At 67.2% G+C, this 26,381-nt stretch carries 27 protein-coding genes and 1 pseudogene; 12 read left to right on the forward strand and 16 right to left on the reverse strand.

Annotated elements, in window-relative coordinates; genetic code table 11:
• Nucleotides 1-386: pseudogene (locus NS6_RS22625) on the forward strand (hypothetical protein); the annotation flags it as partial.
• Nucleotides 387-460: 74 nt separating this feature from the next.
• On the opposite strand, the gene NS6_RS22630 reads toward NS6_RS22625, so the two are convergent.
• The 6 genes from NS6_RS22630 to NS6_RS22655 all read right to left on the reverse strand — a co-directional run bounded on the left by NS6_RS22630 (nt 461) and on the right by NS6_RS22655 (nt 5,366).
• Entirely contained in the window at nt 461-1,228 is a 768-nt protein-coding gene (locus NS6_RS22630) for an SDR family NAD(P)-dependent oxidoreductase (protein ID WP_068044965.1), read from the reverse strand.
• Between the two features lie 110 nt (nt 1,229-1,338).
• Entirely contained in the window at nt 1,339-2,073 is a 735-nt protein-coding gene (locus tag NS6_RS22635) for a TMEM165/GDT1 family protein (RefSeq protein ID WP_068044966.1), read from the reverse strand.
• 513 nt (nt 2,074-2,586) lie between these two features.
• Nucleotides 2,587-2,904, reverse strand: coding sequence for a hypothetical protein (locus NS6_RS34900; protein WP_157112896.1), 318 nt, complete (start codon nt 2,902-2,904; stop codon nt 2,587-2,589).
• 128 nt (nt 2,905-3,032) lie between these two features.
• Nucleotides 3,033-3,560 carry a peptidase gene (locus tag NS6_RS22645; protein ID WP_068044969.1) on the reverse strand — a complete coding sequence of 176 codons (528 nt, stop codon included), beginning with the start codon at nt 3,558-3,560 and terminating at the stop codon, nt 3,033-3,035.
• Nucleotides 3,561-3,846: 286 nt separating this feature from the next.
• Nucleotides 3,847-4,470, reverse strand: coding sequence for a superoxide dismutase (locus tag NS6_RS22650; RefSeq protein WP_068044971.1), 624 nt, complete (start codon nt 4,468-4,470; stop codon nt 3,847-3,849).
• A 257-nt stretch (nt 4,471-4,727) separates the two neighbouring features.
• On the reverse strand, nt 4,728-5,366 hold the full coding sequence (locus NS6_RS22655) for a hypothetical protein (RefSeq protein ID WP_068044973.1): 639 nt from the start codon (nt 5,364-5,366) through the stop codon (nt 4,728-4,730).
• 490 nt (nt 5,367-5,856) lie between these two features.
• Between NS6_RS22655 and NS6_RS22660 the strand changes: the two genes are divergently transcribed.
• From NS6_RS22660 to NS6_RS22675, 4 genes are all read left to right on the forward strand, one after another.
• Entirely contained in the window at nt 5,857-6,225 is a 369-nt protein-coding gene (locus NS6_RS22660; RefSeq protein ID WP_068044975.1) for a rhodanese-like domain-containing protein, read from the forward strand.
• Nucleotides 6,226-6,243: 18 nt separating this feature from the next.
• Nucleotides 6,244-7,293 (forward strand): DUF4328 domain-containing protein, encoded by a 1,050-nt coding sequence (locus tag NS6_RS22665; RefSeq protein ID WP_218024280.1) that lies wholly within the window; start codon nt 6,244-6,246, stop codon nt 7,291-7,293.
• Nucleotides 7,290-8,075, forward strand: a complete 786-nt coding sequence (locus NS6_RS22670; protein WP_068044979.1) for a glycerophosphodiester phosphodiesterase — start codon at nt 7,290-7,292, stop codon at nt 8,073-8,075. Before NS6_RS22665 ends, NS6_RS22670 begins: the two co-directional genes overlap by 4 nt.
• Before the next feature lie 76 nt (nt 8,076-8,151).
• Complete coding sequence (locus tag NS6_RS22675; RefSeq protein ID WP_068044981.1) at nt 8,152-9,072, forward strand: DUF5926 family protein; 921 nt, start codon at nt 8,152-8,154, stop codon at nt 9,070-9,072.
• 270 nt (nt 9,073-9,342) lie between these two features.
• On the opposite strand, the gene NS6_RS22680 is transcribed toward NS6_RS22675, so the two are convergent.
• The 5 genes from NS6_RS22680 to NS6_RS22700 form a co-directional block, all read right to left on the reverse strand.
• Nucleotides 9,343-9,894, reverse strand: a complete 552-nt coding sequence (locus tag NS6_RS22680) for a ferritin (RefSeq protein WP_068044982.1) — start codon at nt 9,892-9,894, stop codon at nt 9,343-9,345.
• 92 nt (nt 9,895-9,986) lie between these two features.
• Complete coding sequence (locus NS6_RS22685; RefSeq protein WP_068044983.1) at nt 9,987-10,541, reverse strand: ferritin; 555 nt, start codon at nt 10,539-10,541, stop codon at nt 9,987-9,989.
• A gap of 74 nt (nt 10,542-10,615) precedes the next feature.
• Nucleotides 10,616-11,986, reverse strand: a complete 1,371-nt coding sequence (locus NS6_RS22690) for an LCP family protein (protein ID WP_084471332.1) — start codon at nt 11,984-11,986, stop codon at nt 10,616-10,618.
• Between the two features lie 112 nt (nt 11,987-12,098).
• A complete protein-coding gene (locus tag NS6_RS22695; RefSeq protein ID WP_068044987.1) occupies nt 12,099-12,878 on the reverse strand; it encodes a CPBP family intramembrane glutamic endopeptidase in 780 nt (259 codons plus the stop codon).
• 55 nt (nt 12,879-12,933) lie between these two features.
• Nucleotides 12,934-13,692: a DUF2470 domain-containing protein gene (locus tag NS6_RS22700; RefSeq protein ID WP_068045237.1), complete on the reverse strand. Its 759-nt coding sequence runs from the start codon at nt 13,690-13,692 to the stop codon at nt 12,934-12,936.
• 174 nt (nt 13,693-13,866) lie between these two features.
• Between NS6_RS22700 and NS6_RS22705 the strand changes: the two genes are divergently transcribed.
• The 3 genes from NS6_RS22705 to NS6_RS22715 all read left to right on the forward strand — a co-directional run bounded on the left by NS6_RS22705 (nt 13,867) and on the right by NS6_RS22715 (nt 15,971).
• A complete protein-coding gene (locus NS6_RS22705) occupies nt 13,867-14,298 on the forward strand; it encodes a hypothetical protein (RefSeq protein WP_068044988.1) in 432 nt (143 codons plus the stop codon).
• A 93-nt stretch (nt 14,299-14,391) separates the two neighbouring features.
• Nucleotides 14,392-15,309 (forward strand): prephenate dehydratase, encoded by a 918-nt coding sequence (gene pheA, locus NS6_RS22710; protein WP_068045240.1) that lies wholly within the window; start codon nt 14,392-14,394, stop codon nt 15,307-15,309.
• Entirely contained in the window at nt 15,306-15,971 is a 666-nt protein-coding gene (locus NS6_RS22715; RefSeq protein WP_068044989.1) for a histidine phosphatase family protein, read from the forward strand. Before pheA ends, NS6_RS22715 begins: the two co-directional genes overlap by 4 nt.
• A gap of 115 nt (nt 15,972-16,086) precedes the next feature.
• On the opposite strand, the gene NS6_RS22720 is transcribed toward NS6_RS22715, so the two are convergent.
• The 5 genes from NS6_RS22720 to NS6_RS22740 all read right to left on the reverse strand — a co-directional run bounded on the left by NS6_RS22720 (nt 16,087) and on the right by NS6_RS22740 (nt 20,030).
• Complete coding sequence (locus tag NS6_RS22720) at nt 16,087-16,917, reverse strand: ESX secretion-associated protein EspG (protein ID WP_084471320.1); 831 nt, start codon at nt 16,915-16,917, stop codon at nt 16,087-16,089.
• A complete protein-coding gene (locus tag NS6_RS22725; RefSeq protein ID WP_068044990.1) occupies nt 16,914-18,068 on the reverse strand; it encodes a PPE domain-containing protein in 1,155 nt (384 codons plus the stop codon). Before NS6_RS22725 ends, NS6_RS22720 begins: the two co-directional genes overlap by 4 nt.
• A gap of 102 nt (nt 18,069-18,170) precedes the next feature.
• Nucleotides 18,171-18,503 carry a PE family protein gene (locus NS6_RS22730; protein WP_062971714.1) on the reverse strand — a complete coding sequence of 111 codons (333 nt, stop codon included), beginning with the start codon at nt 18,501-18,503 and terminating at the stop codon, nt 18,171-18,173.
• 175 nt (nt 18,504-18,678) lie between these two features.
• A complete protein-coding gene (locus NS6_RS22735) occupies nt 18,679-19,029 on the reverse strand; it encodes a metallopeptidase family protein (protein ID WP_068044991.1) in 351 nt (116 codons plus the stop codon).
• A 14-nt stretch (nt 19,030-19,043) separates the two neighbouring features.
• The gene (locus NS6_RS22740; RefSeq protein WP_307648224.1) at nt 19,044-20,030 is read right to left on the reverse strand and encodes a septum formation family protein; all 987 of its coding nucleotides are present in this window, start codon (nt 20,028-20,030) and stop codon (nt 19,044-19,046) included.
• A gap of 428 nt (nt 20,031-20,458) precedes the next feature.
• Between NS6_RS22740 and serS the strand changes: the two genes are divergently transcribed.
• The 4 genes from serS to NS6_RS22760 all read left to right on the forward strand — a co-directional run bounded on the left by serS (nt 20,459) and on the right by NS6_RS22760 (nt 26,263).
• Nucleotides 20,459-21,721, forward strand: a complete 1,263-nt coding sequence (gene serS / locus NS6_RS22745) for a serine--tRNA ligase (RefSeq protein ID WP_068044994.1) — start codon at nt 20,459-20,461, stop codon at nt 21,719-21,721.
• Nucleotides 21,722-21,879: 158 nt separating this feature from the next.
• Nucleotides 21,880-23,658 carry a putative bifunctional diguanylate cyclase/phosphodiesterase gene (locus tag NS6_RS22750; protein WP_068044997.1) on the forward strand — a complete coding sequence of 593 codons (1,779 nt, stop codon included), beginning with the start codon at nt 21,880-21,882 and terminating at the stop codon, nt 23,656-23,658.
• A 160-nt stretch (nt 23,659-23,818) separates the two neighbouring features.
• Nucleotides 23,819-25,174 carry an MFS transporter gene (locus NS6_RS22755; RefSeq protein ID WP_371859352.1) on the forward strand — a complete coding sequence of 452 codons (1,356 nt, stop codon included), beginning with the start codon at nt 23,819-23,821 and terminating at the stop codon, nt 25,172-25,174.
• A gap of 24 nt (nt 25,175-25,198) precedes the next feature.
• Entirely contained in the window at nt 25,199-26,263 is a 1,065-nt protein-coding gene (locus tag NS6_RS22760; RefSeq protein WP_068045001.1) for a DMT family transporter, read from the forward strand.
• Nucleotides 26,264-26,381: the final 118 nt, after the last annotated feature.

Here is a 26,381-nt window from a genome sequence, read left to right on the forward strand (position 1 = left end):
CCGTGCCGCCGACCACGACGCCCGTGCCGCCGACCACGACGCCCGTGCGGCCGCCGCTACCCGCCGATTGCCCCAACGGAATACCCGAGCACGCCCCACACTGTGTCGTACCCGGTCCGGACGAGCCCTTCGATGCCGACGGCTACGACGACTTCGGCTATGACCGCAGCGGTTTCGATCGCTACGGTTACGACCGGTGGGGCTACGACCGTCAGGGATACGACCGACAGGGATACGACCGGCTCGGCCTCGATCGTGAGGGTTACACGCACCAGGGTTGCCGTGCGGACGGTGTGGATCGGGAATGGGCCGATCGCGCGATCTGCGACGCATGGCGGGCCGAGCGTCCGAACGGGCTCCGGCTCCCCACGGGGAGCGCCGGCTAGTTCTCCGCTGCCGCGGCAGGACGAACGCCCGCCCTACGGCTTCGGAGGGCGGGCGTCGTATCGGCTGGGGGAGGCTACCGCGGCGCCATACGCAGGGCGCCGTCCATGCGGATGGTCTCGCCGTTGAGGTAGTCGTGCTCGACGATGTACTGCGAGAGCTGTGCGTACTCGTCCGGGCGGCCCAGCCGCGACGGGAACGGGACACCGGCCTCGAGGCCCTGGCGGTATTCCTCGGTGACACCGGCCAGCATCGGGGTGTCGATGATGCCGGGGGCGATGGTGTTGACGCGGATACCGAACTGCGCGAGGTCACGGGCGGCCGGAACGGTCATGCCGTGTACGCCACCCTTCGACGCCGAGTAGGCGATCTGGCCGATCTGGCCCTCGAACGCCGCCACGGAGGCGGTGTTGATCACGACACCGCGCTGCCCGGATTCGTCCACCGCGTCGGTCTTGGCGATGGCATCGGCGGCCAGCCGCATGACATTGAAGCTGCCCAGCAGGTTGACGGTGATCACCGTGCGGAACAGTTCGAGATCGTGCGGGCCGTTCTTGGACAGGATGCGCCCGGCCCAGCCGACACCGGCACAGTTGACCACGATACGCAGCGGGGTACCCGATTCGACCACCTTGGCGACCGCGGCGGCGACCTCGTCGTGGCTGGTGACATCGGCGGCGAGCAGGGTGACCCCGTCGGGGACATTGTCGCCGGCGCGCTCGATCGACTGCGGTACGTCGAGCCCGAAGACGGTGGCGCCCAGATCGGCGAAACGCTTGGCAGTGGCGGCGCCCAGACCGGACGCGCCCCCGGTGACGATGGCGGCGGAACCCGAAATCTCCACGATGGTCCTCTCGTTCGTGACAAGCCAGTTGGCCTAACGTCAATTGCACCCTAGCCCGTGGATGCGCCGTGGGCGTGGACGGTCCCCTTGCGTCGATCGGTCACCGGATGCTAGTGCTGCCCGCCGACTCGTCGCTCATCGGCATCCATGGTGTCTGCCGAGGTCACCATCATTTCCCGGGCCATCCGGCGGGTGTGCAGCCACCACAGTGTCAGGGCGGCCGCGGCGGGCGCCGCCAGCGCGAGAGCGATCGCCGCCGGCAGCCCGATCGCCGGGGCCGCGGTGTTCAGGGCGGTCAGTGCGCCGATGAAAAGGAACAGCAGTCCCGAACCGAATCCGATGGCTCGTTCGGGTAGGTGCTTGCCCAGCACAATGCCCGCGGCGATGGCGAGCGCGTCGGCCGCGACCATCCCGATGGTTGATCCCAGCCAGACACCGGCCCAATTGTTGTCGGTGGCGAGCGCGGCCGTGGCGAACATGGTGCGGTCGCCGAGTTCGGCCAGCAGGAACGCGGAGAGGACCACGAGGAAGGGCGCGGCGGTGGCGAACCTCGGAGGTGACGGCTCGCCGTCGTCGTCGCCGGCGAGTTCGCGCAGCGTCCATACGCCGACTGCGAGGAAGGTCACCGCCGCGACCCAGGCGATGGCCGTGGTGGGCAGGGCCGCGCCCAGGAAATGCCCGATGGCGACCGAAAGCACATGAACGGCGGCGGTGGCCGCAGTGATACCGCCCAGAACTACCCACCAGCGATAACGCAGGGCAAAGGTCAACGCCATGAGCTGGGACTTATCGCCCAGTTCGGCAAGGAAAACGATACCGATGGCGAGTCCGATGGTGGCGATCATCCGAGGGGCTCCCGATCCTCCGGTTCACCGGCCGGATACAGGTTGCCTCCGGCCGGCAACGCGATAGTTGTCCGGCCGAAGGTCTCGCCCACCGGGGTGCCGGTTCACGCGACCGGACCCGCCGCTGGGCGGCGTGGCCAGTATGTCGACCGCGTGATTGGGGGCTACTCCCCTTCGCTGTCGGCAACTCTATCGCATCGGCGTCGGTGTCGCAATTACGCAACAGCGAAATATGGCTTCCGGCAATAAGTTTGGGTAAGGTAGCGGCATAGTTAGGGGAGCCTGATAACTGTTGCCCGGTCATCCGGAACGGTTTTATGGCATCACTTCAGCAATCCGATCGTGAGCCCTCGGTCGAAGCAGGGGCCCTCGACGTCCGGGCCGGGCGTCCTGCGGGTTGCGGGAATGCTTCCGGCTACTGAAGGGCCGGATTATCAGAGAACCACGAACCGTGAGACCGGACGTAGGCATGGTCCGTGGGGTCGATCGGTACACTACCGACCGACGAGAGGATCACCTCAGATGTCGATCGAGAACCGCTTGGCTGTCCTGGAAGCCCAGGTTGTGCAGATAATCAACGAGCGCGATCGGGAACCGGAATCTGTCCGGGTTCTTCGAGCTCGGATCGATAGCAACCATAACGCGGTTGTGGGGGAGCTCGGCAGTCTGCATGCCGACGTCCAGGATCTGCGGACCGGCCAAGCTCGGCTCGAAGCCGGGCAGACCAAGCTGCGTGCCGACGTCCAGGATCTGCGAGCCGGGCAGGCTCGGCTCGAAACCGGGCAGGCTCGGCTCGAAGCCGGGCAGGCCCGACTCGAAACGGGTCAGCAAGCCGTCGTGGATAAGCTCACGGAAGTTTTGTCGAAACTGCAGTGATCAGGGGTCGGCCGCATTCGGCCTGAAGCGGCTGGTGCAGTTACCACGCGAGCCCGGTCTCCTGCCCGGGCTCGGCCCGCCGCTCAGGCGGCCAGCAGCATCGCCAGTACGGCGGTATCGGGATCGCTGATCGGATCCAGCCCGACCCTGCTGACCAGGGAAGTGATCGTTCCGTCCGCTTCGGCCTCGGCCCAGGCGGCGCGGTGTTCCAGCCCGAGGTGTGGCAGGCCCGGCAGTAGTACGCACCCGGAGGCGGCCCCGGAGCACTCCGGTAGCGAGGGATTGGTTTCCGCCGGGGGGTGCAGCATGAACAGGGCGGGTGGTGTGTGTTCGCCGAAAAGCCCCGGTTGCACCCTCTCCTCGCCCAGTACCGGGCCTTCCGCGAGCACCAGCCCGACCGTATCGGGTGCCGGATCGTCGGGTAGGTCCTCGCGTACTCCGAAGACCGTCGAGGTGGTGAGCAGGCCGGGCATGGAGGCCACGCGTACCGCGAGCACCAGCAACTGTGACCATTCTTTGGTCGTGTCAGGCCAGCGGCCGGAGATCACGAAACCGCGCAGTGATCCGCCGGCGTGGAACGGCGTCACGCCGATTCGATCGTTGCCGCGCATGATGCCTCCCGTACGGATACCGGGGCGGCCTTGCCCGTCTGTATCTACTGGGTATGAGCGAAGGCTCTGCGTGGTTACGCTTCGTTACCGCCTTCGGGCCTGGCTTGCTCATACCGCCCGTTATGTGAAGTTCGAGCATCTCCCAGAAGTTGTCTGGCACACAAGTACCAGAGAGTGCCAGCTCGCCCGCAGACGCCGAAATGCCCGCGGACCGAAGATCCGCGGGCTCGGTGCGCGATGCCGTTCACCGGCCGGAATTCGAGCCGATAAACATGACCGCCGACGGTCAGCCGAAGATAAGGCCCTTCGCCTGGCTGGTGGCCTTGGCGAAACGCTCCTGGACGTCGGCCCAGTTGACCACGTTCCAGAAGGCCTTCACGTAGTCGGCCTTGACGTTCTTGTACTGCAGGTAGAAGGCGTGCTCCCACATATCGACCTGCAGCAGCGGGATGATCCCCAGCGGAACATTGGCCTGCTGGTCGTAGAGCTGGAAGGTCAGCAGCTTCTGGCCGAGGGTGTCGTAGCCGAGCACCGCCCAGCCGGAGCCCTGCAGGCCGTTGGCCGCGGCCGTGAACTGCGCGCGGAACTTGTCGAACGAACCGAACTGGTCGTCGATGGCAGCGGCCAGCTCACCGGTCGGCTTATCGCCGCCGTTGGGGGAGAGGTTCTTCCACCAGATGGAGTGGTTGACGTGACCACCGAGGTGGAAAGCGAGGTTCTTCTCGTTCAGGAAGATGGCGCCGTGATCACCGGCTTCGCGCGCGGCTTCGAGCTTCTCCAGCGCGGTATTCACCCCGGCGACGTAGGTCGCGTGGTGCTTCGAGTGGTGAATCTCGTTGATCTGCCCGGAGATATGCGGCTCCAGGGCGGCGTAGTCGTAATCCAGATCTGGCAGCGTGTACTCAGCCACGATGTCCCTTCCTTGTCGGGTCGAGCGCGTCCTGTACCGGATGCTCCCGACCATTCGTACACCCGATCGGTCCAACTCGCCCCGACGCCCCACCATTCCACATCGGACGGAAACCGACCATTTTTGTTCCGTTCCTGTGACGATCCCGCCGCCGCATCCCGCCTCTCATTCGGCAGATGCGCGCTACCCGACGAGCGGAAGCCGCGGCGCGACAAACGGTTCCCGGCGGTCCCTACTCCGAACCGCCGGGCGATGGGTCACAACGGTGGGGCGATACCCGGATGCGATGCGCGGGGGTCGCCCTTGTCGTGAGCGGCCCACCAGCGCTGCGAACCGGCGACCAGGTCCGGCAGCGGGATGGGTTCCCCGTCGGCGCGGTGTGCGGTAACCGAATCGAACCAGACCCGGATATCGAGTTCCCGGGGATCGACTCCTTCTTCCTGGGAGAACTCCAGGACATGCCGGGAGCTCCGGGTGTCGATGGTGGTGTCGAAACTGAGCAGTTCGCTCCACAGCGCCCAGCTGCTGTCGTCCAGGTCGACGAATTCCCAGCCGTGTAGCCGGCTACCGCCGAAACTGGCAACCGCGGCGTCGAGGCCGGTGAGCTCCAGCGGCAGGATTCGCGGTTCCAGATCGTCCCACCGCTGCACCCGCAACGATGCGGCAATTCTGGTGACCCCGTGGAACGTGAGCTGCACCCGTTCCGTGTGGGTGCCCGGTGTGGCGTCGCCGGTGGCGATGCCGGTGATTTGCTCCGGCAGGCTCAGTATCTCGAGGTCGAGTACTAGTCGTTTTGCCTCGGAATCGATTGTCGATCCCAGGCAGCCGGCCTCCGAGAGCGCTTTGTCGAGACCGGCTTTGTCCAATTCGTCGAGTAACCCCCTGGTCGATGTCATGGCGCCAGATTACCGAGATCAGCACGGGGATCAGGGGATTTTTCATTTTTCCGGTTCCGGTGGAACCGATTCGGCGCCGGCGGCGTCCAACTGGTTATCGGTCGCGGCGGGGCGCGGCACGATGCGGTGGCCGGACGGCCGCTCCGGGATCTTTTGGAGGGGAGTACCGGATCGGCCGTTCGGGTCCACCGTTACCGCAGGTCGAGCCGTCGATCCGGGGAACCTGGGATAATGGTGCGCTGAATGGTAGCTGATCACACCCGAGCGTGGCGCGAATTATGCATATTACTCATCACGAGACCGTCTTCGAACGTGGCCGTCCCGGTAGCGGATCGACGCGGTATCCCGATCCGGCGAATCCCCGGCAGCGCCCGGCGTGTCGGTTCGGTCCGGACAGTTGTGGGCCACTGGCCGGTGACGGGCGGGTGTACCCGCGGGCGCTCGCCCCGGACCCGGCGGCGGTACCGGCGGTTGTGGCAGGATCAGTAACGTGACGAGCTTCGGGGTCCCGTCGGTATCGGTCGAGGCCGTACCGGCCGAATTCGATCAGCCGCCCGGGCAGGCGGAGGCGGCTGCCGCCGTCCTGCTCGATGTGCGAGAAGACGACGAGTGGCAGCTCGGCCGTGCGCCGGGTGCCGTGCACATCCCACTGTCCGATATCCCGGCGCGCTACGGCGAACTGGATCCCGACGCCGACCTGTATGTCATCTGTCGGCAGGGCGGTCGCTCGATGGAGGCGGTCAAGTATCTGGTGAACATCGGATACGAAGCGGTCAACGTGGCAGGCGGCATGGTGGCGTGGCAGCAGCTCGGCCGTCCGCTGGCCGGCGAGGGCCCCGGGCCCGCGACGATCTACTGACGAATTGCGAGGTGCGCGGTGAGTACGGTGGTGCAGCCTTGTGCCCGCTGCGGTACACGCTGGGCGGTGCGGGGTGCGCCGATGCACTGGTGTCCGCGGTGCCGCGGTGTTCTGCTGTCCCCGGGCCCGATCGATGCGCCGCCACAGCGCCGTAATTACCGCTGGGTCGCCCGCCGGCCCGGTCGTCTCGACCGTTCCGGCCGTACCGCTGGAACGGGCCGGGCATCCACGGCGACACCCCGATACACCGAGATTCCGCGCTGGGGTTTGCAGGACCGCCCGGTAGCCGCCGAGGCGTGTGAACAACCCCGCCCGCTGAGCACGCTCACCCGTTGGGTGTACACCGCGCTGCTCGCCACCGCAGTGCTGTTCGGCCTCGCCGCCGTGGCCGAACTCGGCCGGTACCTGATTCTGCTGCGTAATCGCACGCGACTGATCGAACCGCTGCTGCTGTGGTTCTCCGACGCGCTCGTGAACACCGCCGCGCTTTTCGCGTTGATCATGGCGCTGGTCGCCGCGGTGGCCGCGCTGGGCTGGCTGATCGAGCTGCGTCGCGCCACCTTCGCCGCGACCGGCCGCCGGGACCCGCGTTCACCGCGCATACTCGCGCTGGGTTGCCTGATTCCGGTGGTGAACCTGATCGGGCCCGGCGTCTTCCTCTCGGAAGTACTGGCCGAACGCGGTGACCCGCGCCCGTTGCAGGCGGTGCGGATCTGGTGGGCGGTATGGGTCCTGGGCGGCCTGCTCGCCGTCTCGGCTCTCTACTGGCGGACCGCCGATTCGCTGCAGTCCCAGGCCGACGGCGTGCTTTTCACTGCGCTGACCGATCTCGTCGCGGCCGCCATCGCCGTGCTGACACTGTGGGTCGTGCGCACGGTCGAGGGCCGCGATCTACACGGCCGGGACCGGCTCGCCCACCGCTGGGTAGTGGCCGTCGACCCGGCCACCCCGCTGATCGAACCGGTGCATCCCGGCGGTGCCGCTACGGTGAGCACGGCGCCGGACGCCGCGTCAGCAGAATCCCGGAACGGTGCCGGCCGAGCAGCACAGGAGGTTGTGGCCCAGTGAGCGAGCACAGCGACCAGTCGGTCCAGGGCCCGCGTGCGCCGTTCGTGGTCGCACACCGCGGCGCCTCGGCGGCACGTCCGGAACATACGCTGGCAGCCTACGAACTGGCGCTGGAAGAGGGCGCCGACGGGGTCGAATGCGATGTGCGGCTCACCCGCGACGGTTATCTGGTCTGCGTGCACGACCGCACGGTGGACCGCACTTCCACCGGTACCGGCTCGGTCAGCGAACTGACGCTGGCCGAGCTCAAGGAACTGGATTTCGGTGACGGGTCCCCGGCCGGTGTGCTCACTTTGAGCGAACTCATCGGCCTGGTGCTGGATTGGCGCAGCCGTCCGACGAAACTGTTCATCGAGACCAAACACCCGGTCCGATACGGGTCGCTGGTGGAGAACAAAGTTCTGGCCGAACTGCAGCGGTTCGGGATCGCGACCCCGGCGTCGGCGGCCCATTCGCGGGCTGTGGTGATGTCGTTTGCGGCCACTGCTGTCTGGCGGATCCGCCGGGCGGCGCCGTTGCTGCCGACCGTGCTACTCGGTGAATCCTCCCGCTACCTGGGCGGTAGTGCGGCGACCACCGTGGGTGCGACCGCTGTGGGTCCCTCGGTGAAAACGCTGCGAGAGCACCCGGAACTGGTGGACAGGGCCGCCGCGGCCGGCCGGGCGACCTACTGCTGGACTGTCGACGAACCCGACGATATAGCGCTGTGCGCGGATCTCGGAGTGAGCTGGGTGGCGACGAATCACCCGGGCCGGGCAAAGGCTGTCCTCGCCAATCGCTGATCCGGGTTACTCCCCAACCGCTGATATCGAGTGGCCTGCCGCCGGTGGGCCGGTATGCCGTGTAATTTGACCAGCCGTGGGTAAGAGCAAACGCAATAGTCCGAAACCCGGCGGCAACCGGGCTCAGCGTCTGGCCGAGCGGCGGGCGGCGTTGCAGGAGGCCGAAACTGCCGTCGCCCGTCCATTCGAGGGACTGGCCGCCGAATGTGATCTGGTCGCGCTGCGCGAGTTCGTACCGTCGGCGACCGCCGAGCCGGTGCTTGCTCCCGGTGTCGCCGCCGAGCGCCCGGTAGTCCTGGCGACGGTGCTGCCGGGTGCGGTGGCGGCGCTGGTGCGCGCCGGCGAGACACCGGCCGGATACGTCGGTGTCCAGGTGCAGGCCCCGACGGCCGATCCGGCCGCCGATATCGCGGCCTCGATTCTGTGGGCGCAATCCGCCGAACCCGGTGATTCGCTGGCCGTGGCGCATGCCGCGCCGGGTGGGCCCGCACTTTCCGATGTGATAGTGGCCGATGCGGCGCTGGATCTGGTGGTGCACCAGGATTTCGATTGGTGGGTGCCGGAAGGGGTGCAGCCCGATCCGCAGATCGCCGCCACCATCGAGCAGGCCAAAGAGGCCATCATGCCCTCGGATCGGCTGGATCTGGGCCCCGAGGCGATCGGCGCGCCCTGGTGGGTGGACGCCGGTGAGAAGGCTCATCTGCGTTGGGTCCGGCCGGAGTCGGAAGATGATCTGATGCTGGCGCTGGCCCGGTTGCACGCGTCGGGCGGGCTGCATCTCGGTGCGGGGTCGCGGTTCGCCGGTTCGTTCCGCACTCACGGACTGCTGGTACCGGTCTTCGATCTCGATCCCGAGCGTCATGTGAGCGAATGGTCTACCCCGGCAACAGAATTCGGGGAGCGTTTGGCCGAAGCGCTGGCGGTCGACGCCCCGTTGACCTCGGAGCAGCGGCGTTCACGGGACGGGCTGCGGTCGCGTCAGGTGACCCTCCGCTGAATAAAACGGAGAAATTTCCGAAAAACCCTTCTTTCCGAAGCTGATCTCCGCTAGGTTTCAGGGGTCGCCGTTTCTGGAACCCCCGGCGACGAACGTCAGCCGACACACGACCCGGCGCCGGCTGACGTGCTGGAGCATCGGCCGCCCGACCTCGGCGCAGTAGGCCGGGACGGCCGATGCTCCCATTCATCACCCGGGAAACAGTCGACGAGCCCCGTCCGAGTTGTCCGCATTGCGGCGGTCACCGGGTAGGGGCGGACTGTTCAGTAATCAGATGTGGCCGCCTGCGACCGAGGGCGAGCCCGGCGCGTAGGTCGGGTCGTCACTCATCTCGCGGGCGATGAACTCCTCGAGGTCGAACAGGTTGGAACCGGCGCGGTCGGCGACGGTCATCAGCGTGGTCATCTTCGCGACTTCCTCGACCTGCTCCTTGAGGAACCACTGCATGAACTGCTCGCCGAGGTAATCGCCTTCTTCGCGGGCTGTGCTCGCCAGCTGAACAATCTGGTCGGTAACAGTCTTCTCTTGATCGAGTGCCAGCGCGATCGGCTCACGGGAATTCTCGAAATGTGACTTTGCTGCATCGACGCCGGAAATGTCGACGCTGATATCCCGGTCCAGGAAATACTGGACGATCATCATCGCGTGATTGCGTTCCTCGACCGCCTGTGCGTAGAACCGCTTCGCCAGTTGGGGCAGGTCGGCGTTGTCGTACCACACGGCGATGGCGATGTACTGGTGCTCGGCGTTGAACTCGTGCCGAATCTGATCGTGCAGCAATCCATGGAATTTGCTGCGGGGGCTCTCCGGATGATTGGACATGCCTTGACATTAATGCCGGAAAGAGGCTATGTCATCCAAGTGCAGCCTTAATGAGGCTAGTGTTGCCTTATTCGAATAAGGATAGTGTTGCCTTATTTATTTCTGCCGGCTCCGGCCATTTTCGGCACCGAACTGTTCGTTTGCGGTGCGGCCGCGGGCAGTTCCCGGGCCACGAAGTCCTCGACGTCGAACAAATTGCCGGCTGAGCGATCGATCACAGCCAGCACTGTCGACATACCGGCCACATCCTGCTGCTGGCACTCGAGTAGCCAGCTCATGAATTGTTCACCCAGGAAATCCGTCCATTCCCGGGCCACCTTGGCGAGTTCGGTGACCTGATCGGTCAGCGTCTGCTCGCGGGCGAGTAGGAAAGCCGCTGCGGCACGAGGTGATTCGAAGGTCTGTCGGACCTCACCGAGGCCGCCGATGGTGATCTCGAGGTCCCTATCGATCAGATATTGGACGATCCTGAGTGCATGCCCGCGCTGTTGTTCCGACCGCCCATAGCAATGCGCGGCCAGTCGTGGCAGCCGCTGGATATCGAAATACACCGCCGCGGCCAGATACTGCTGCGAAGCGGTGAGCCCGTGCTGTACCTGGGCCCGTAGCAGGGCAATGAACGGCTGGGCCAGGTCGCTGTCGTGCATGAATCGATTATCGCGCGCCTGCGGATGGGCCCGGGGGCCGGGCCGGAACGGGGACGTTCCCGGGCCCGGTGGGCTCACTCGGTGGTGAGCTCCGCCGGGATCGGATCACCATCGGCCAGCGCTTCGAAGAAACGACTGGCATCGGGCTTCGCCCACAACACGACGTTGCCGCTCGCGGTATCGGTGAATCCGCCGACCGGGACCGATGTCGCCAGGGTGTCGCCGCGCAACGACCAGGCCAGCCGGGCGAGGTCCCAGATATGGTCGTCGGAATCGACGGTCAGCGAACGCGCGGTATTACTGGCCATGGGCCACAGTGCGAACGGGTTGGCCAGGGTAGCCGCGCTGGTCGCCTTCTCCAGCAATGCGGAGAGGAACAGCCGCTGATTGTTCATCCGATCGATATCGGCGAGTGCGGTGGCCCGGCTGCGTACGAAGCCGAGCGCCTCGGGGCCGTTCAATTCCTGACAGCCTGCGGGGATATCGATCCCGGCCAGCGGATCGTTGATGGCCTGCGGGACGCACACATCGATACCGCCCAGCCCGTCCACCACGCCCGCGAAACCGGCGAAACCGATCTCGGCGTAATGATCGATGTGCAGGCCGGTCGCGATCTCCACTGTCTGGGTGAGCAGGGGCGCTCCGCCGAAAGCGAAGGCGGCGTTGAGTTTGTCCTGGCCGTAGCCCGGGATCCCGACATAGGAATCGCGCGGCAGGCTCACCAAGGTGGTGCGACCCGAGGGCGGGATATGCACCAGGATGATGGTGTCGGTGCGCGCGTCACCGACCTCACCGCCCGTGGCCAGGCCCTGGGCTTCTTCGTCGGATAGGCCGGCCCGGCTGTCCGAGCCCACCAGCAGCCAGTTGGTACCCGCGGTATTACCGACCCGGTCCTCGTAATCGCCGAGCGCGTCGATCCGGGTGAGCGAACCATCGAGTTTCACGACGGCGTACACGAGCGCGGTGACCAGCACCAGCAGGAAAACCAGGACCCATCGGCCGATATGACGTTTCCGGCGGCGGCGCGGCCGTGGCGCGGCGCCACCGTAGGGAGCATTCCTGCCCGGTGGCGGTGGCCGCCTGCGTCCACCGCGATCCGGGACCGGGCGCTGGGTGGGTGCGTACTCGGATTCGCGGTAAGGCGCCTGCCGCTGCGTGGGTGCATGCGTGCGCGGGCCGGGTTTGCCGCCACGTCCCGGCGCGGGGGGTCGCGCGGGGGTGGCCTGCCGTCCCTCGGGGGCCTGTGAATACGCCCTGGGTGGTTCATAGCGTTCGGTCGGTCGTCCGCCACGAGGCGGGCCCGGACCGCGGCGGATTACCTGCGGCGGTTCGACCGGCGGCCGCCCGCCGTGCGGTGGGGGTGGGGCGGGCCGGCGCGCGGGGCCTCGTCCGGGTGCTCCGTTCTGCGGCGGCACCCGGCGCATCCGTGGGTCGTCGCCGTTCATCATCATCAGACTGTACTTATCGTTCTCGCCGGTGTTCGTTAGCGCTGGGACCGGCAGGACTGCGCCCCAGGTGGGGGCGCCGATCGTGTCCAGCCGGGTTACGCGCCGGACGTCACGGCAGCCACGCCACCCGCCCGCGCAGCACTCCGTAGCCGATATAGGCCACCACATCGATCACCGCATGGGCAATGACCAACGGCCACAGCCGGCCGGTGCGCTGCCAGTACCGCCCGAAGATCACGCCCATCACCACGTTGCCGATCCCCCCACCGAGCCCCTGGTAGAGGTGATAGCTGCCGCGCAGCAGCGCCGAAGCGGCCAGTGCCGAATTATCCGACCAGCCCAGCGCGCGCAGCCTGGTCAGCAAGTAGGCGACCACCACGATCTCCTCGGCACCCGAATTCGCGCATGCGGAAAGCACCAGCGCCGGCATCCGCCACCAGTGGTCGGCCAGCGCGTCCGGCACGATGGTGACATTGATTCCCAGGCTCTGGGCGATGAGATACAACCCCAAACCCGGAAACCCGATCACTGCCGCGAGCAGTAGCCCGTGCAGTAGGTCGGGCCGGAAACGTATCCGGGCCAGCCCGATCGCCCGGGGTCCCAGCCCACTGCGCCACAGCAGATACAGTGCGAGCCCCGCCCACGCGGCCAAACGCGCCACACCGAGCAGCTGGAACAGGAGGTCCAGCACCGCCTGACTCGTCCGGGATGAATTCAACGCGACGGTCTGCTCGCCGACACCGCCCGGCGCCAGCGCGCTCTCCAGCAGCGACAGTGCGGCATTGATCCCGCTCAGGCCGAATGTGACACTCAGGACGACGAGAATCTCGAGCCGGACCGCCCGCTGTTCCCGCAGCCGGTCAGCGACCGTCCCACCGCTTTCGCTCATGTACCGAACTTATGGGCCTACTGCCCGGAAGTGTGGTCCGAGGTGGGGTGCCGTTTCAGATGGAACGCAAACCGTTGAGGAACGGGCAGCCGGCGAGGGTGCGGACCGCCCTGCTCAGTGCCTCGACATCGTCGGCGGGCGTGGCGAAGGGCAGGCGGAAATCGTGATCGCCTTCGATTCCTTCGATACGAAGTGTGAGGCCGTAGCGATCGATGGCCAGTGGGTGGATCCGGCCGTGGCGCAGCCTGGCCGGCAGGTGCCGGGCCAATTGCGCGACCACATCGCCGTGGTCGGCGTCCAGGTGCTGCAGCCAGGCCGATTCCATCCCGCAGAACGGGTCGGGGGTGGCGAGTCGAAGATCGTCGACGCAGACCGATTCCGCGCCGGCCGAATCGGCGACGACCGCCGAGTTCAACACCAGGCGGAGCAGGGTGGTGGTGTGGCCGATATCGAGCAGGCCGGGATGCGGGTATTCCTCCGCGACGGCGGTGACCAGGGTGCGCTGGGCGCGGGCGGGCACCGCGCGGATCCAGCCGCGCAGCCAGACGAGCGCTCGGACCGGTTCGCGCAGCGGTAAAGGGGCGTGATCGGTGAGTTCGAGAACGGCCGGTGCACCCGCGACCTGTTCCCGAGCGGCGTAGACCGCGGCGCTTTCGTTCGGTACCGCGATCACCACATCGCCACACTGGCGCAGATAGTGCACTGGGACCGGGGTCGGGTCGGCGCCGGGCAGTGCGAGAACGGCCTGTTCGGCGTGTGCGCAGGCGCTGCGGACGCGTTCGGCGGTGGACGGGGCGGGGGCGGTCGGCGCCATCGGTACCTCCAGTGCGGGCGTACCCGACTTCACGATCGAGAATTAGGTAAACCTAAGCTAAGTTAAACTCGGGTGCGACGCAAGAGGATCGCCACGTAAGTCGCCCACGGGATTCCGCATCCGGTGGCAGGGCCGGTCGCCCGCTGCCTAGGACGGCCTGCCTACGATCGAAGAGTGGTCGCGGGCGAGTCTGAACCGGTACTGGTGGAACTGACTGTTCCCAAACGCGTGGTCGAACGCGGACTGATGGACGGCCTTGTCGTACCAGTGGGGCAATTCACGGGCGAACGCCGGCTGGACCCGGCCCTGCCGGGCGAACAAATCGCCGACTTCCTGGCCGATGCCGCCCACCGCCCGGATGGTTTCGTGGCCCGCGCGCAGGACGGTGCACAGGCTCTGGCGGTTCTTGCCGGCACAGTCGCCGCGCTGTGTGGCGAAAATATCCGCAAGGCACTGAACAGCCCGGATACCGCATTCTTGGCCGGCCTTTCCAGCGGAGCAGCGGACTCCGTCCGGGAAGTACTGCTCGGGATCGAGAGCGATACGCCGGTAGAGATCGAGCGCGCGCTTCGCGCGGCACTACGCCCAGAGGAGACCGGGAGCTGACCGGCCGGTGCCTCCGTGCGGGTTCCCCGCCCGCCCATCAGCGTGCCCGATACCGGAGGCGAGCACACCGCCCGCACCAGTAGGCTCGTAGACGTGCCGCGTATCGCCTATTTCGGTCCGTCCGGAACATTCACCGAGATGGCCCTCGCCGAATTCGAGAGCTCGGGGTCCTTCGACGGGCCGGTCGAGCGGATCGCCGCCCCCAGCCAGGCGGCCGCCCTGGATCTGGTTCGTGCGGGATCGGTGGCCGCGGCGGTGGTGCCGATCGAGAGCTCGGTGGAAGGCTCCATCTCGGCGACGCTGGACTCGCTGGCCATCGGACCGCGGCTACAGATCATCGCCGAAGCCGAACTGGAAGTGACGTTCACCATCCTCACCCGGCCCGGAACCGATACAGCCGCCGTCCGGTCCCTGGCCGCCTACCCGGTCGCGCTGGCGCAGGTCCGCAACTGGGTGGCCGATACCTGGACCGATATCTCGATTCACACCTCGAACTCCAACGCCGCGGCCGCGGAGGACGTCCGCGACGGGCTGGCGGACGCCGCAGTGTCCACCGCGCTGGCAGGAGAGCGGCTCGGTTTGGCCGTGCTCGCCGCCGGGGTCGCCGACCACGACCAAGCAGTCACTCGCTTCGTACTGGTTACTGCGCCGCGCGTGGCGCCGGCCCCCACCGGCAGCGACCGCACCTCGATCGTGATCGAGGAACTACCGAACATGCCCGGCTCCCTCATGCGTGCTTTCGCCGAATTCTCCACCCGCGGAATCGATCTCACCCGAATCGAATCCCGGCCCACCAGGACCGGTATGGGCACCTACCGTTTCTACCTCGACTGCGTCGGCCATATCGAAGACGCCGCGGTCGCCGAGGCATTGAAGGCGCTGCACCGCACGGCGCATATCCGGTTCCTCGGCTCCTGGCCCGCTACCTCCGCGAACGGCACCCCGCCACCATCGGATGAGGATGCAGCGCTCTGGCTGACCCAGCTACGTAAAGGGGTGGCCGACCTGTGACCGCCAAGCTCATCCTGGTCCGGCACGGCGAAACCGAAGGTAACGTCGCCAAGATCCTGGACACCAAACTGCCCGGTCTACCGCTTACCGAGCGCGGCGCCGCCCAGGCCAAGGCATTCGGTGAGAGACTGCTGACCCCGCCGCGCGCGCTCTTCCATTCGCATGCGCTGCGCGCTCGCCAGACCGCCGGCTACATCGAAGCAGCCACCGGGGTGCGCGCTATAGCACGCGATGACGTCCACGAGGTGCAGCTGGGCGATCTGGATGGATCGGCCAGCCCCGAAGCCCACGAACAGTTCCAGGCGATCTACCGATCCTGGCATGAGGGCAGGCTGACCGAGCGCGTCCCCGGCGGAGAATCGGGTCGTGATGTGCTCGACCGATTCCTGCCGGCAATCACCGGTCTGCGTACCGAATTCCTGCTGGAAGCCGGTGGCGGCGGCGATGTTCTGGTGGTGACCCACGGCGCGGCCATGCGGTTGCTGGGCCGTGAACTGGCCGGGGTGGCGCCGCCCTTCACCACCAACAATCATCTGGACAACACCGAGACGATCGAATTGGTCGCACGGCCCGGTGGTGGCTGGGAATGTGTCCGCTGGGGCCGGTTCGCACCGCCGTTCGGCGGTAAAGCCGAATTCGGCGCCGACGATCCCATGGGGTAACGCGCGGCCCTCGGACGCTCATTGCCTGGGCACAGTATGTCGGGTTCGGAGTTACCGGCCGACCCCTGTGCGTGAGCAACGCACAGGGGTGAATCGGCTTCGACCGGCCGGCTTATCAGGCCAGCGCAGGATTGGTAGGGAATTCCGAACGCTCGGGCAGCGAATTGATCAGATCCTGCAGGGCGATTCGCAGCCGGGCATCCGTACCGCTGCTGAACGAAGTCCATTTGGTTCCGTCGTCCGCGACGCTGGCGGTGGCGATGAAACGGCCCGCCCGCGTATTGAATACGGCGATATGGTTATCGGCGACATCGCGACTCGCGTCCCCGTAGACGACCCCGGCGATTTCGGCGTGCGATTCGCAATGCGCCATGGCCGATGCGATGGTCTGCGCATCGCGTGCGGGATTGCCGACCTTCGCCAGCCGAGCCGCCGTGGCCGCCGGATCCCCGGCGTCGTCGAAAATCGGCACGAGCTGTTCGGTGGGCGCGTTCATCCCGGTCAGCTCCAGCGGTTCGGCGTAGCCGAGTGCCGCGATCACCGGGCCCGGCAGATCCTCGCCGGCCTCGTCGATCATGTAGGACTCCGGGCCGCGAAGGGCGATTGTCAGCAGATCGTCGCCCTTCGCCAGGCACATTCGGCTCGCCTGACCGCCGACGAAGAGTCGCAGCGCGACCACCCAGTGCGGCCGGTACAGGCCACGCAGCCGGTCCGCGAGATCCGGATGGATACGGTCGCCCTCGAGCAGTTCCCGTTCGGTCAGCAACTGCTCGGCTGCGCTCATCGCTCTGTCGTGGTCGACTTCGTTGTCGTAGCGACCCCGTGCGTCGAGCACGACGGGTACCTCGTCGATCTCCAGTTTCTCCAGGAGATACTGCATTTCGTCGAGCGATAGATGGACCGCCGCGAGCATGGACGGCCCGCGCCCCGCACCGAGCACCGTCACTTGTCCGACCGCTGGGGTTCGGCGCCGATGACACCGTCCGCGATGTAGCGCCCATCGGCGAAGTGATCACCGCGCAGGTAATCGGCTGCGTCGTGGTCCTGCTCGTCCTCACCGTCGGCGCGGGCATTACCCATCAGCGGGCTCCCGGTACCGGCGCCCGTGGGGCGGACGGGGGCGGCGTCACCACGCGTCACGGCGACGGATTCGGTAGCGGGCGCGCCGCCGCCGGCTGGGGGCGCGCCCCAGCCCTCGGGCACTTTGAGCCCACCGTTGTTCAGACCCAGGGCCGAGCTGGGCATCCCACCGGCCCTGGTGGTCGCCGCGGCCGTGGACGCCGCGACCGCACCGGTCACCACGCCGGGAAGGGGGGCCATCGAGGCCGGCGCCGATGTGGTGGTGGCTGCCGCGATGGCATTGGCGCCCAGATTGCCGACCGTGGTGACACCGGTACTCGCCACCGAACCGGCGACATTCGCCGCCTGGGTAACCGCGCTCGCGACGCCGGGGTTCTGTGCCAGCGCACTACCCGCCGCGGCCAGCATCTTCACCGGATCGCCGTTGGCTTCCTTCATGGCATCCTCGGCGGGGCCCGGATCGGCAATTCCGGCGCCGTTGGCTATCGGCGGCGGATTCAGGAATTCACCCGGCGTCAGCACCAGCGTGGTAATGACCGCCTCGTAGGTCTCCATGGTGAGCGCCGCGCGCAGATCCATTGCGGCCTTGGCGGCTTCCGCGATCTCGGAGCTGCCGTTGAGCACGCCGCCGGTGCTGTGTGCCGCGGCGCGCGCCGCGTTCACCGCCGCGATCTCCGGCAGGCTCGGCATGGCGATCGAAGCGACCGTGTAGGCGGTGGCCTGGGAAGCCGCCTTGGTACCCAGGGCCGCGGACATCACCCCCTGCTGCTCGGCCCACCCGGTGAAACCGACCAGCCGGGCCAGCGCGCCGATACCGTTGACGCTCTGCAGGCCGACGCCGAGTTCGGCCATCACCCGGACCGCGGTGGCGGTGGCATCCACCCAGGCCCCGGTGAGCGCGCCCCATGAGGTGGCGGCCGCGGACATCGGGATGGCGTGCGACCCCGCATTCAGTGCGATCGAATTCCCCTCGGCGAGTCTGGGCAGCCAGAACACCCCGGTGATACCTGCGGTCATGCTTGTTTCTCCCCTTGTGAACTATCGCTGATACTTCGGCATTCGCGCCACACGCGCTCGTGGTCTGTGCTGCGGCGCGGCACCTCTTCGATCATCGGTGGCCTAGGCGCTGATCGCGCCGAACGGTGCGCCGGTGAGCGCCAGTACGCCCGCCGAAGCGGCGTCCTGGGCGAGGTATCCGGCGAGCTGGGTACGCAGGATCGCGGCGGTGTGGTGCAGTTCGAGAACTGCTTGCGCAAGCGAGGTTTGGTGGGTGGCCGCGCCCTTGTTCATATGCATCGCACCGTGTATCGACGCCTCGTCGGCGCCGGACGGCGCGACATATGTGGCTGGTACGGTGGCCGCGGCGACCCCGGCCAGCCGGTCGGCGAGCAGGTCCAGTTCGACCGCGGCGGCAAGGATGAGCTCAGGTGTGACGCCGACATTGCCAATCATGTCCTCGACTCCTTCTTGTGGCGGCTCTTGGGCGGAACCACGAGAATTCCCCCTACGAGTACATTGGACGCGACACCCCCGCGAGCGGTTCCATCGAATCCAGAATTTCTTCCGGTGCGGTCCGGCGCCGCGCCCGTGCATCCCCTGCCGGCGCGTCGCGTAGACCAGGATCAGCTTAACCCCATCCCAACTGATGGAGCCGGGCTTCGTCAATCCCGAAATAATGTGCGATTTCGTGGATCACGGTGATTCGCACCTCCTCCACCACTTCGTCCTCGTCGGCGCAGATCGACAACAGGGCATCCCGATAGACGGTGATCGTATCGGGAAGCGAACCGCCGTAATGACTGTCGCGCTCGGTGAGCGCGATCCCGTGGTAGAGCCCCAACAGGTGCGGATCGTCGGGATTACGCGGCTCGATCAGCACGACCACGTTGTCGATGGCTCGGGACAACTCCGGGGGGATCAGGTCCAGCGCGTCCCCGACTAGCTCTTCGAAACGGGTCTCCGACATGGATACCGGCATAGTGATGTTCCGCCTCAGCGCGGCGCGGGCCGCGGTTCCGGCTGCGGGGGCAGCGGCGCCGCACCCGGCAGCGGGGTCGGGGTGGAGCGGCCCGAGTTCGGCGGCGGCACCGGCTCTTGACCGTCGATCAGGACACGACCGCGGGCCGGACCCACGATCGGTGCGAAACCTTCCTGGTCCGCGCCCTTTCCGACCATGCAGTTCAATTTCCGGCTACCGGCCAGCCAGCTGCGCGCGTCGAGGAAGTCGAAGAACACCGTCAGCGTCTTGTCCCGCAGCACATGCGGGCCGCCGAGATAGTCGTTTGTGGTCCGGCCGCATTCTTCTTCCAGGAATTTGTCCTGATCCTCTCTGGACGGCGGCCCGCCGGGGAACCGGGCGGACAGATCGACCGTGGCGGCGATCTCGACGGCATGTTCCTGGGTGCAGTCGACGGGATCGGTCGGCAGATTCTGGCTGATCCCGAGGCATACGCCAGGCTCGTACACCTTGGACTGGTCGCCTTCGGCCACGCGGCCGGTATTGGGCAGCGGGTTGCCGCTCAGCCCCGGAACCTGCAAACCGCAGCGCAGTATGCGATCACCGGAGTTGTTCCAGCCGTCATTGCTCGGATACATCAATCCCACCGCGTACTTGCCGCGCGGATCGAACCGGCCGTTGAGGTAGCGCTGGGCGGCCGGTGCGCAGTGTTCCTCGCGGAGTTCGGTGAGCCGCAGCGAATCCGGCCAGACCGCGCCGGGCCCGAATTCCGCGCCGGGATACCGGCTCAGGTCGACTGTATCGGTGACCTCGAACAGGTGCTCCTCGGCGCAATCGAGTTCCACCAGGTCCGAATGGTCGGGTTTGGTCCAGGTGAGGCAATCACCGGGAGCCACCGAAGCGAATACCTTGTCCGCTTTCGCGACCGCACCGCCCGGGCTGCGTGCCTGCAGGTTCGAATTGTTGTCGAACCCGCTGAGCATCAGCGTGAGCAACGCCGCGACGATCGCACCGACGGCCACCGCGAGCAGACTCCAGCGCAACCGCGGTGCGGGGATCCGCTTCGGTATGCCTTTCCCGCCCGGACGCGAACCTGCCGCGCCCGGCCGTTTTCCCCGGCCCGGGGTGCGGACCGCCCCCCGATCGTGGTCCGGTGTATCGGGAGATGCCGGGCCACCGGGCCGAGGACGCGCGGTATCGGTCTTGCGACCGCGGCCCGGGCGGGCGGTACGCGAGCGCAACGATGGGCCGCCACGCAGGCCGGGCCGGTTTGCAGGCTCATTTTCGGAGGACATCGCGGTCCATCATGGCAGCGCCACACCCGAACGTGCCATGAACCCGGCCGATCGGTATGGCGCACTTGTGCGAGAACCGGCAGGACCGGCCGCCGGACCGGTGGGGGAGATACTCGGTTGAGACCGGAAAACCGAGCCCATTACGCTGGTCAGCCATGATCGACCTCCGACTCCTGCGCGATGATCCCGAGCTGGTCCGCGCCTCGCAGCGAGCCCGGGGCGAGGACCCGGCACTCGTCGACGCGCTGCTCACCGCCGATAGCGCGCGCCGGTCCGCGATCGCCACCGCCGATAAATTGCGGGCCGAGCACAAGGCCATGGGCAAGCAGGTCGGTAAGGCGAGTAAGGAAGAGCGGCCGGCGCTGCTGGAGCAGGCGCAGCAGATGTCGGCCGCGGTGAAAACGGCCGAGGCCGCGGAGCACGCCGCAGAGGCCGAACTGCAGGAAGCGCACCGCGCGATCTCGAATATCGTCCAGGCCGGCGCACCGGCCGGTGGCGAGGACGATTTCGTCCTGCTCGAGACCGTCGGCGATGTGCCCGAATTCGATTTCACGCCGCGCGACCACCTGGACCTCGGCGAATCACTGGGCGTACTCGATATGGAACGCGGGGCCAAAGTATCGGGCTCGCGGTTCTATTTCCTCACCGGCTACGGCGCATTGCTGCAGCTGGGGCTGTTGCAGCTGGCGGCGCAACGTGCGGTGGCCAACGGGTTCACGATGATGATCCCGCCGGTGCTGGTCCGCCCCGAGATCATGGCCGGAACCGGGTTCCTGGGTCAGCATTCGGCCGAGGTGTACCACCTCGAGGAAGACGATCTGTACCTGGTCGGTACCTCCGAGGTGCCGCTGGCCGGATACCACTCCGGCGAAATCCTGGATCTCGGTGCCGGGCCCAAACGCTACGCGGGCTGGTCGTCGTGTTTCCGCCGGGAAGCCGGCAGCTACGGCAAGGACACCCAGGGAATCATCCGAGTGCACCAGTTCGACAAGGTCGAGATGTTCGTCTACTGCCGGCCTGAGGACGCAGATGCCCAACATCAGCGGCTGCTGGCCTGGGAGCGCGAGATGCTCGCCGCCCTCGACGTGCCGTACCGGATCATCGATGTCGCCGCGGGCGATCTGGGCAGTTCGGCCGCCCGCAAATACGACTGTGAGGCCTGGGTGCCCAGCCAAGGCACCTACCGCGAACTCACCTCGACGTCGAACTGCACCACCTTCCAGGCGCGCCGGCTATCGGTCCGTTATCGCGACGAGAACGGAAAACCGCAGATCGCGGCGACGCTGAACGGAACACTGGCCACCACTCGGTGGCTGGTCGCACTGCTGGAGAACCACCAGCAGGCCGACGGTTCGGTCCGGGTGCCCGCCGCCCTGGTGCCGTTCGTGGGTACCGATGTACTGACCCCGGCGGGCTGAACGGTTCAATTCACCAGTTTCGGGGTACTCGATATACCCGGTTGGGTCGCCGTGCAGTGAACTCGTTGTTTAGGCTGTTCATCGTGCGAGGAAGCGGGTCTCGCGGCGATACCCGGACGCGGGTACGGGCCGCGTCGGGTGTGGCGACGGCCAGGGTCATGTCCCGGACCACCGGGGCGTTCTACGTCATGGGCGGTGTGCTGGGTCTCCTGGTGACCGCCATCGCGCCCACTCAGGTGCTTTATCCGGGCGACGAGGGCAATCGCGAACTGGTCGGCTCGGCCGCGGCGGTGGCGCTGCTGCTGGGGATCAGCCTGCTCGGCTGGGGGCCCCGGATGCCGCACTGGCTGCACCACGGCTACGTCGTGATGGCGACAATCCTGGTGACCATCGCCGTGCACTCGTTCCCCAATACCGTCGCGGCGATCGCCCTGGCCTCGTTCTACGTCTTCGTCGCCTGTGATGCCGCGCTGTTCTTCGCCTGGACGCAGGCCGCCGCGCATATCGCTCTCTGTATGGCGCTGTGCTTGTGGGTCCTGCCGACGCGGGCGGGGCTGCCGTGGTGGTCGGGGATGATTCCGGCGGGGATCACCTTCGGCGTCGGTGTCGTGGTGGGCATCCTCACCCGGATGGCGTCGGAAGCCGATATCGACACGCTGACCGGGTTGCTGAACCGGCGCGGGTTCGATCGTGCCCTGAACACCGCCATCGAACACGCCGACCGCTCCGGTCAGGCACTGGCATTGGTGCTGGTCGATCTGGACCGCTTCCAGAAAGTCAACGATCACCTCGGCCATCGCGCCGGTGACGCGGTGCTGCAGAAGGTCGCCGATACCTGGGCCGGATTGCTGGGACCCGGTCAGCGGCTGGCCCGTTACGGCGGCGACGTCTTCGCGGCGCTGCTGCCGGGCACCACCGAACAGGCGGCCATCCTGCTCACCGAGCAGTTGCGGGCCGCGGTGAGCACCGGATGCTCGGCGGGTGTCACTTCCTGGCAGACCGGGGAATCGGCCTCCCTGCTGGTGAGTCGTGCCGATGTGGGTCTCTACCGGGCCAAGCAGTCCGGTCGTAACCGGACGGTTCTGGAATCCGGGCATCGCACGCCCCTGGCGGTGGAACTGCGTGAAGCCATCGACAACGGCACCCTCGACGTGCACTACCAGCCGATCGTCAGTCTCAGCGACGGCGGCGAGAAAGCGGTCGGGGTGGAGGCGTTGTTGCGCTGGTCGTCGAGCGCGCAACCGGATGTCACCACCGAAGGTCTGATCCGGGTGGCCGAAGAGTACGACCTCATCGCCGACCTGGACGAACTGGTGCTGCGCCGGGCCTGCGCCGACGCCGCCCAACTCCAGGAAACTTTCGCCGCGCTGGCACTCACCCTGAATGTGAACGTCAGCGGGCTGGAACTCGCCGAAACCGGGTACGCGGACAAGGTCGCCGGAATCCTGGAGACCACTGGCTGGCCCGCGGATCAGCTGGTGCTGGAGGTGACCGAGACCGAACTGGCGGCCGAATCGGATACCGCGATCGCGAATCTGCACACCCTGCGCGACCGGGGCGTGCGGATCGCCATCGACGATTTCGGTACCGGCTACTCCTCGCTCAGCCGGTTGGCGACCCTGCCCAGCGATATCATCAAGGTCGACCAGTCGTTCGTGGCCGCCATCCGCTCCGATTCCCCGGCCCCGCCGCTGCTCGGTGTGATCGCGGCGCTGAGTAAATCGCTTGACCTGCAGGTCATCGCCGAAGGCGTGGAAACCGAACATCAGGCGGCTGTGCTCACCGAATTGGGTTTCGCCCTGGCCCAGGGGTATCACTACAGCGATTCGCATCCGGTGGCCGATCTGATCAGCGATATGAATCGGGGACTGGGCGCCGCGAATACCCGCGCGCTCGGCATCGGCTCGGAAGAACAGAACGGCTGGGTGCCGCTCTGAATCTCCCGGGCAGCGGCCGGTGATCAGCCGTGCCGCCATTCGTCCGGCGTCGAGGTCGCCCCGGCCCTGCGGTGTTCGGAGTAAATACCTTGACCCGAGGGCCCGTTGCCGGAAGGCTGACTGTATGCGTTTGGTCATCTACAACTGTTGACACCGACGGGTGAGTTCCGGGCGGAATACCGGACTGCGCGCGCTGACACTGCGCGCGATGCTGTTCGCCGCGACCGGAGATTTGATTCCGTACTACGCGCTGTACGCGTTGCTCTTCGCCGATCACGGATTCGGGCCGGGACAGATCTCGCTGCTGCTCGCGCTCTGGTCGGTCACGGCCTTCGTCTGTGAGATCCCGTCCGGCGCGTGGGCCGATACCGTCTCGCGGCGTGGCCTGCTGATCCTGAACGGTTTCCTGATGGCCGTGGGATTCCTGCTGTGGACGGTTGCGCCTTCGTACCTCGGCTTCGCACTCGGTTTCGTGTTGTGGGGTGTGGCGGGCGCGTTGCGGTCGGGGACCTTCGAAGCGCTGCTGTACGACGAACTCACTGTCCGTGGTGAATCCCGCGCTTATGCCCGCGTTATCGGTTACACGCGATCGGCGAGCGAATTCAGTGCGGTGCTCGCGATACTCGCCGCGACCCCGTTGTATCTGTGGGGCGGTTACGAGCTGGTGGGCTGGGCCAGCGTCGGCTGCGCGGTGCTGCACACGGTTTTGGCGCGCAGCCTGCCGTCGGCGCCGCGGTCGGTTTCGGCAGCCGAGGTCGCCGAACTCGAAGAGGACGAGCACGCAACCGAATCGGATACGACGGGCCCGGCCGTACTCACGCCGAGTCCGCGACCCGCCACCGCCGACCCCGCCGCCGGCGGCTACGGGTCGATCCGTAGGTATCTGCACATGCTGCGGACCGGTGTCACCGAAGCGGTGCGGGTCCGGCGGGTGCGGTTCGGTGTGGGGCTGCTCGCGCTGTTGTACGGGATCACCGCTTTCGACGAATACTTCGGCCTGCTGGCCGGTGAGGCCGGTGCCGCGACTTCGGTGGTGCCGGTACTGGTGGGCGTGACGGTCGTCGGTTCGCTGCTGGGTTCGCTACTGGCCGGCCGGACCGAAGCGATGCACGCCCGCACCATGGCCCGTGCCCTGTGCGCGGCGGCTGTACTCTTCGGCGCGGGCGCACTGCTCGCGGGCGGGGCAGGCCGCTGGCCGGGAGCTGTGTATGTTCTCACCGGCCTGGGTTTTGTGGCGCTGGCTGTTTCCTACGGCATCGTCTACAACGCGGGCATCGTTGCCGAAGCGCGGTTGCAGGACGCCATCAGCGGGCCGGCACGAGCCACCGTGATGTCGGTTGCCGGGCTGTCGCAGGAATTGGTTTCGCTGGCGGTATTCGGATTCGTCGGCCTGACGGCGATGTGGTTGCCGATCTCCTCCACCCTCGCGCTGCTCGGAATTGCCCTCGCCGGGATCGCGGTCCTCGCGCGGGCCTGGTTACCGGCGAATGCCGGCCGCGAGTCACCGGGCGAATAACCCGCCGTCGGTAGGGTTCCGGTCATGGTGTTGCGGCGGTGGGGTCTCGGGCTGGGCTTGTTGATCGGGGCCGGGGTCGCAGTGCAGGGGCGGATCAACGGGGAGCTGGGTGCGCGGCTGGCGGATGGTGTCGCCGCGGCGGTGGTGAGTTTCGGGAGCGGGTTCGTGCTGCTGTTGATCGCGGTGGCGCTGAGTCCGCGGTTGCGGGCGGGCCTGCGCGGGGTGCGAGTGGCGGTGGCCGCGGGGGAGTTGCGGCGATGGCAGTTGCTCGGCGGGCTCTGCGGGGCGCTGTTCGTGGCGAGTCAGTCGTTGACTGTCGCCGCTGTCGGTGTCACCGCGTTCACCGTCGGCGCGGTATCCGGGCAGTTGGTGAGCAGCCTGGTCGTGGATCGGCTGGGGGTCGGGCCGCAGGGCCGTACTCCGGTCACCGCGGCTCGGCTGGGCGGGGCGGGTCTGGCGGTGGGCGCGGTGCTGCTGGCCGCCTCCAGCGGGCCGGGGTCCGATGCGGAGGCGACGACGGCATCTTGGCTCGGTGATACCGCCGGGCCGGTCCTGCTGATCCTGCCGGTGCTGGCAGGGATCGGGCTGGCATGGCAACAGGCGTGGAATGGGCGGGTCGGTACGGCCGGTAGTCCGTTCGCCGCGACCGTGATCAACTTCGGTATCGGGCTGCTGGGCCTTCTTGTCATCGAAGCTCTGGTACTGATCCGGATCGGACCGCCCGCCGAGTTCCCCCGCGAGCCCTGGCTCTACCTGGGCGGCGCGATCGGAGTGTTGTTCATCGCGGCCGGAGTGCTGGTCGTGCGCTGGGTGGGGGTGCTGCTGATGGGCCTGAGTACCGTGGCCGGCCAGCTCACGACCTCGGTGCTGCTCGACTGGCTCCTGCCCGCGGGCGCTCCGTTGTCGCCGGCGAAGTTGGCCGGATGTGGGCTCACTCTCACCGCGGTGGTCGTCGCGACCTTGCAGTCCGGTCGTTCCGAGCTCACCGCGAACTCGGAGACGGCGCAGGTCCGGGATCGGGCCGGTGCCGGTCGTCGCCGGGGTTCCGGAAGGTCGATCCGGGGTCCGTTCGGGCGGGGATTGCGGTAGTGGATCTCGCCGAGCCCACTGACCGATGGAGCCGGAGTCCTGCCCCTGTCGGACTTCCGGCCGCGGATATCCACACGTAGGCCCTGGGGGAAGCACACCGTAGGCACCAGCCCGGCGA

The sequence above is a fragment of the Nocardia speluncae NBRC 108251 genome (assembly GCF_001613245.1).
Taxonomy (GTDB): Bacteria; Actinomycetota; Actinomycetes; order Mycobacteriales; family Mycobacteriaceae; genus Nocardia; species Nocardia speluncae.

Excerpts from the sequence above, each read along its gene's own strand:
- NS6_RS22695 (WP_068044987.1), bottom strand. The coding sequence starts at position 12,878 with ATGAGCGAAAGCGGTGGGACGGTCGCTGACCGGCTGCGGGAACAGCGG.
- NS6_RS22760 (WP_068045001.1), top strand. The coding sequence starts at position 25,199 with ATGGTGTTGCGGCGGTGGGGTCTCGGGCTGGGCTTGTTGATCGGGGCC.
- NS6_RS22635 (WP_068044966.1), bottom strand. The coding sequence starts at position 2,073 with ATGATCGCCACCATCGGACTCGCCATCGGTATCGTTTTCCTTGCCGAA.
- NS6_RS22690 (WP_084471332.1), bottom strand. The coding sequence starts at position 11,986 with ATGAACGGCGACGACCCACGGATGCGCCGGGTGCCGCCGCAGAACGGA.
- NS6_RS22655 (WP_068044973.1), bottom strand. The coding sequence starts at position 5,366 with ATGACATCGACCAGGGGGTTACTCGACGAATTGGACAAAGCCGGTCTC.
- NS6_RS22645 (WP_068044969.1), bottom strand. The coding sequence starts at position 3,560 with ATGCGCGGCAACGATCGAATCGGCGTGACGCCGTTCCACGCCGGCGGA.
- NS6_RS22730 (WP_062971714.1), bottom strand. The coding sequence starts at position 18,503 with ATGATTGGCAATGTCGGCGTCACACCTGAGCTCATCCTTGCCGCCGCG.
- serS (WP_068044994.1), top strand. The coding sequence starts at position 20,459 with ATGATCGACCTCCGACTCCTGCGCGATGATCCCGAGCTGGTCCGCGCC.
- NS6_RS22725 (WP_068044990.1), bottom strand. The coding sequence starts at position 18,068 with ATGACCGCAGGTATCACCGGGGTGTTCTGGCTGCCCAGACTCGCCGAG.
- NS6_RS22735 (WP_068044991.1), bottom strand. The coding sequence starts at position 19,029 with ATGCCGGTATCCATGTCGGAGACCCGTTTCGAAGAGCTAGTCGGGGAC.
- NS6_RS22680 (WP_068044982.1), bottom strand. The coding sequence starts at position 9,894 with ATGTCCAATCATCCGGAGAGCCCCCGCAGCAAATTCCATGGATTGCTG.
- NS6_RS22685 (WP_068044983.1), bottom strand. The coding sequence starts at position 10,541 with ATGCACGACAGCGACCTGGCCCAGCCGTTCATTGCCCTGCTACGGGCC.
- NS6_RS22700 (WP_068045237.1), bottom strand. The coding sequence starts at position 13,692 with ATGGCGCCGACCGCCCCCGCCCCGTCCACCGCCGAACGCGTCCGCAGC.
- NS6_RS22750 (WP_068044997.1), top strand. The coding sequence starts at position 21,880 with ATGTCCCGGACCACCGGGGCGTTCTACGTCATGGGCGGTGTGCTGGGT.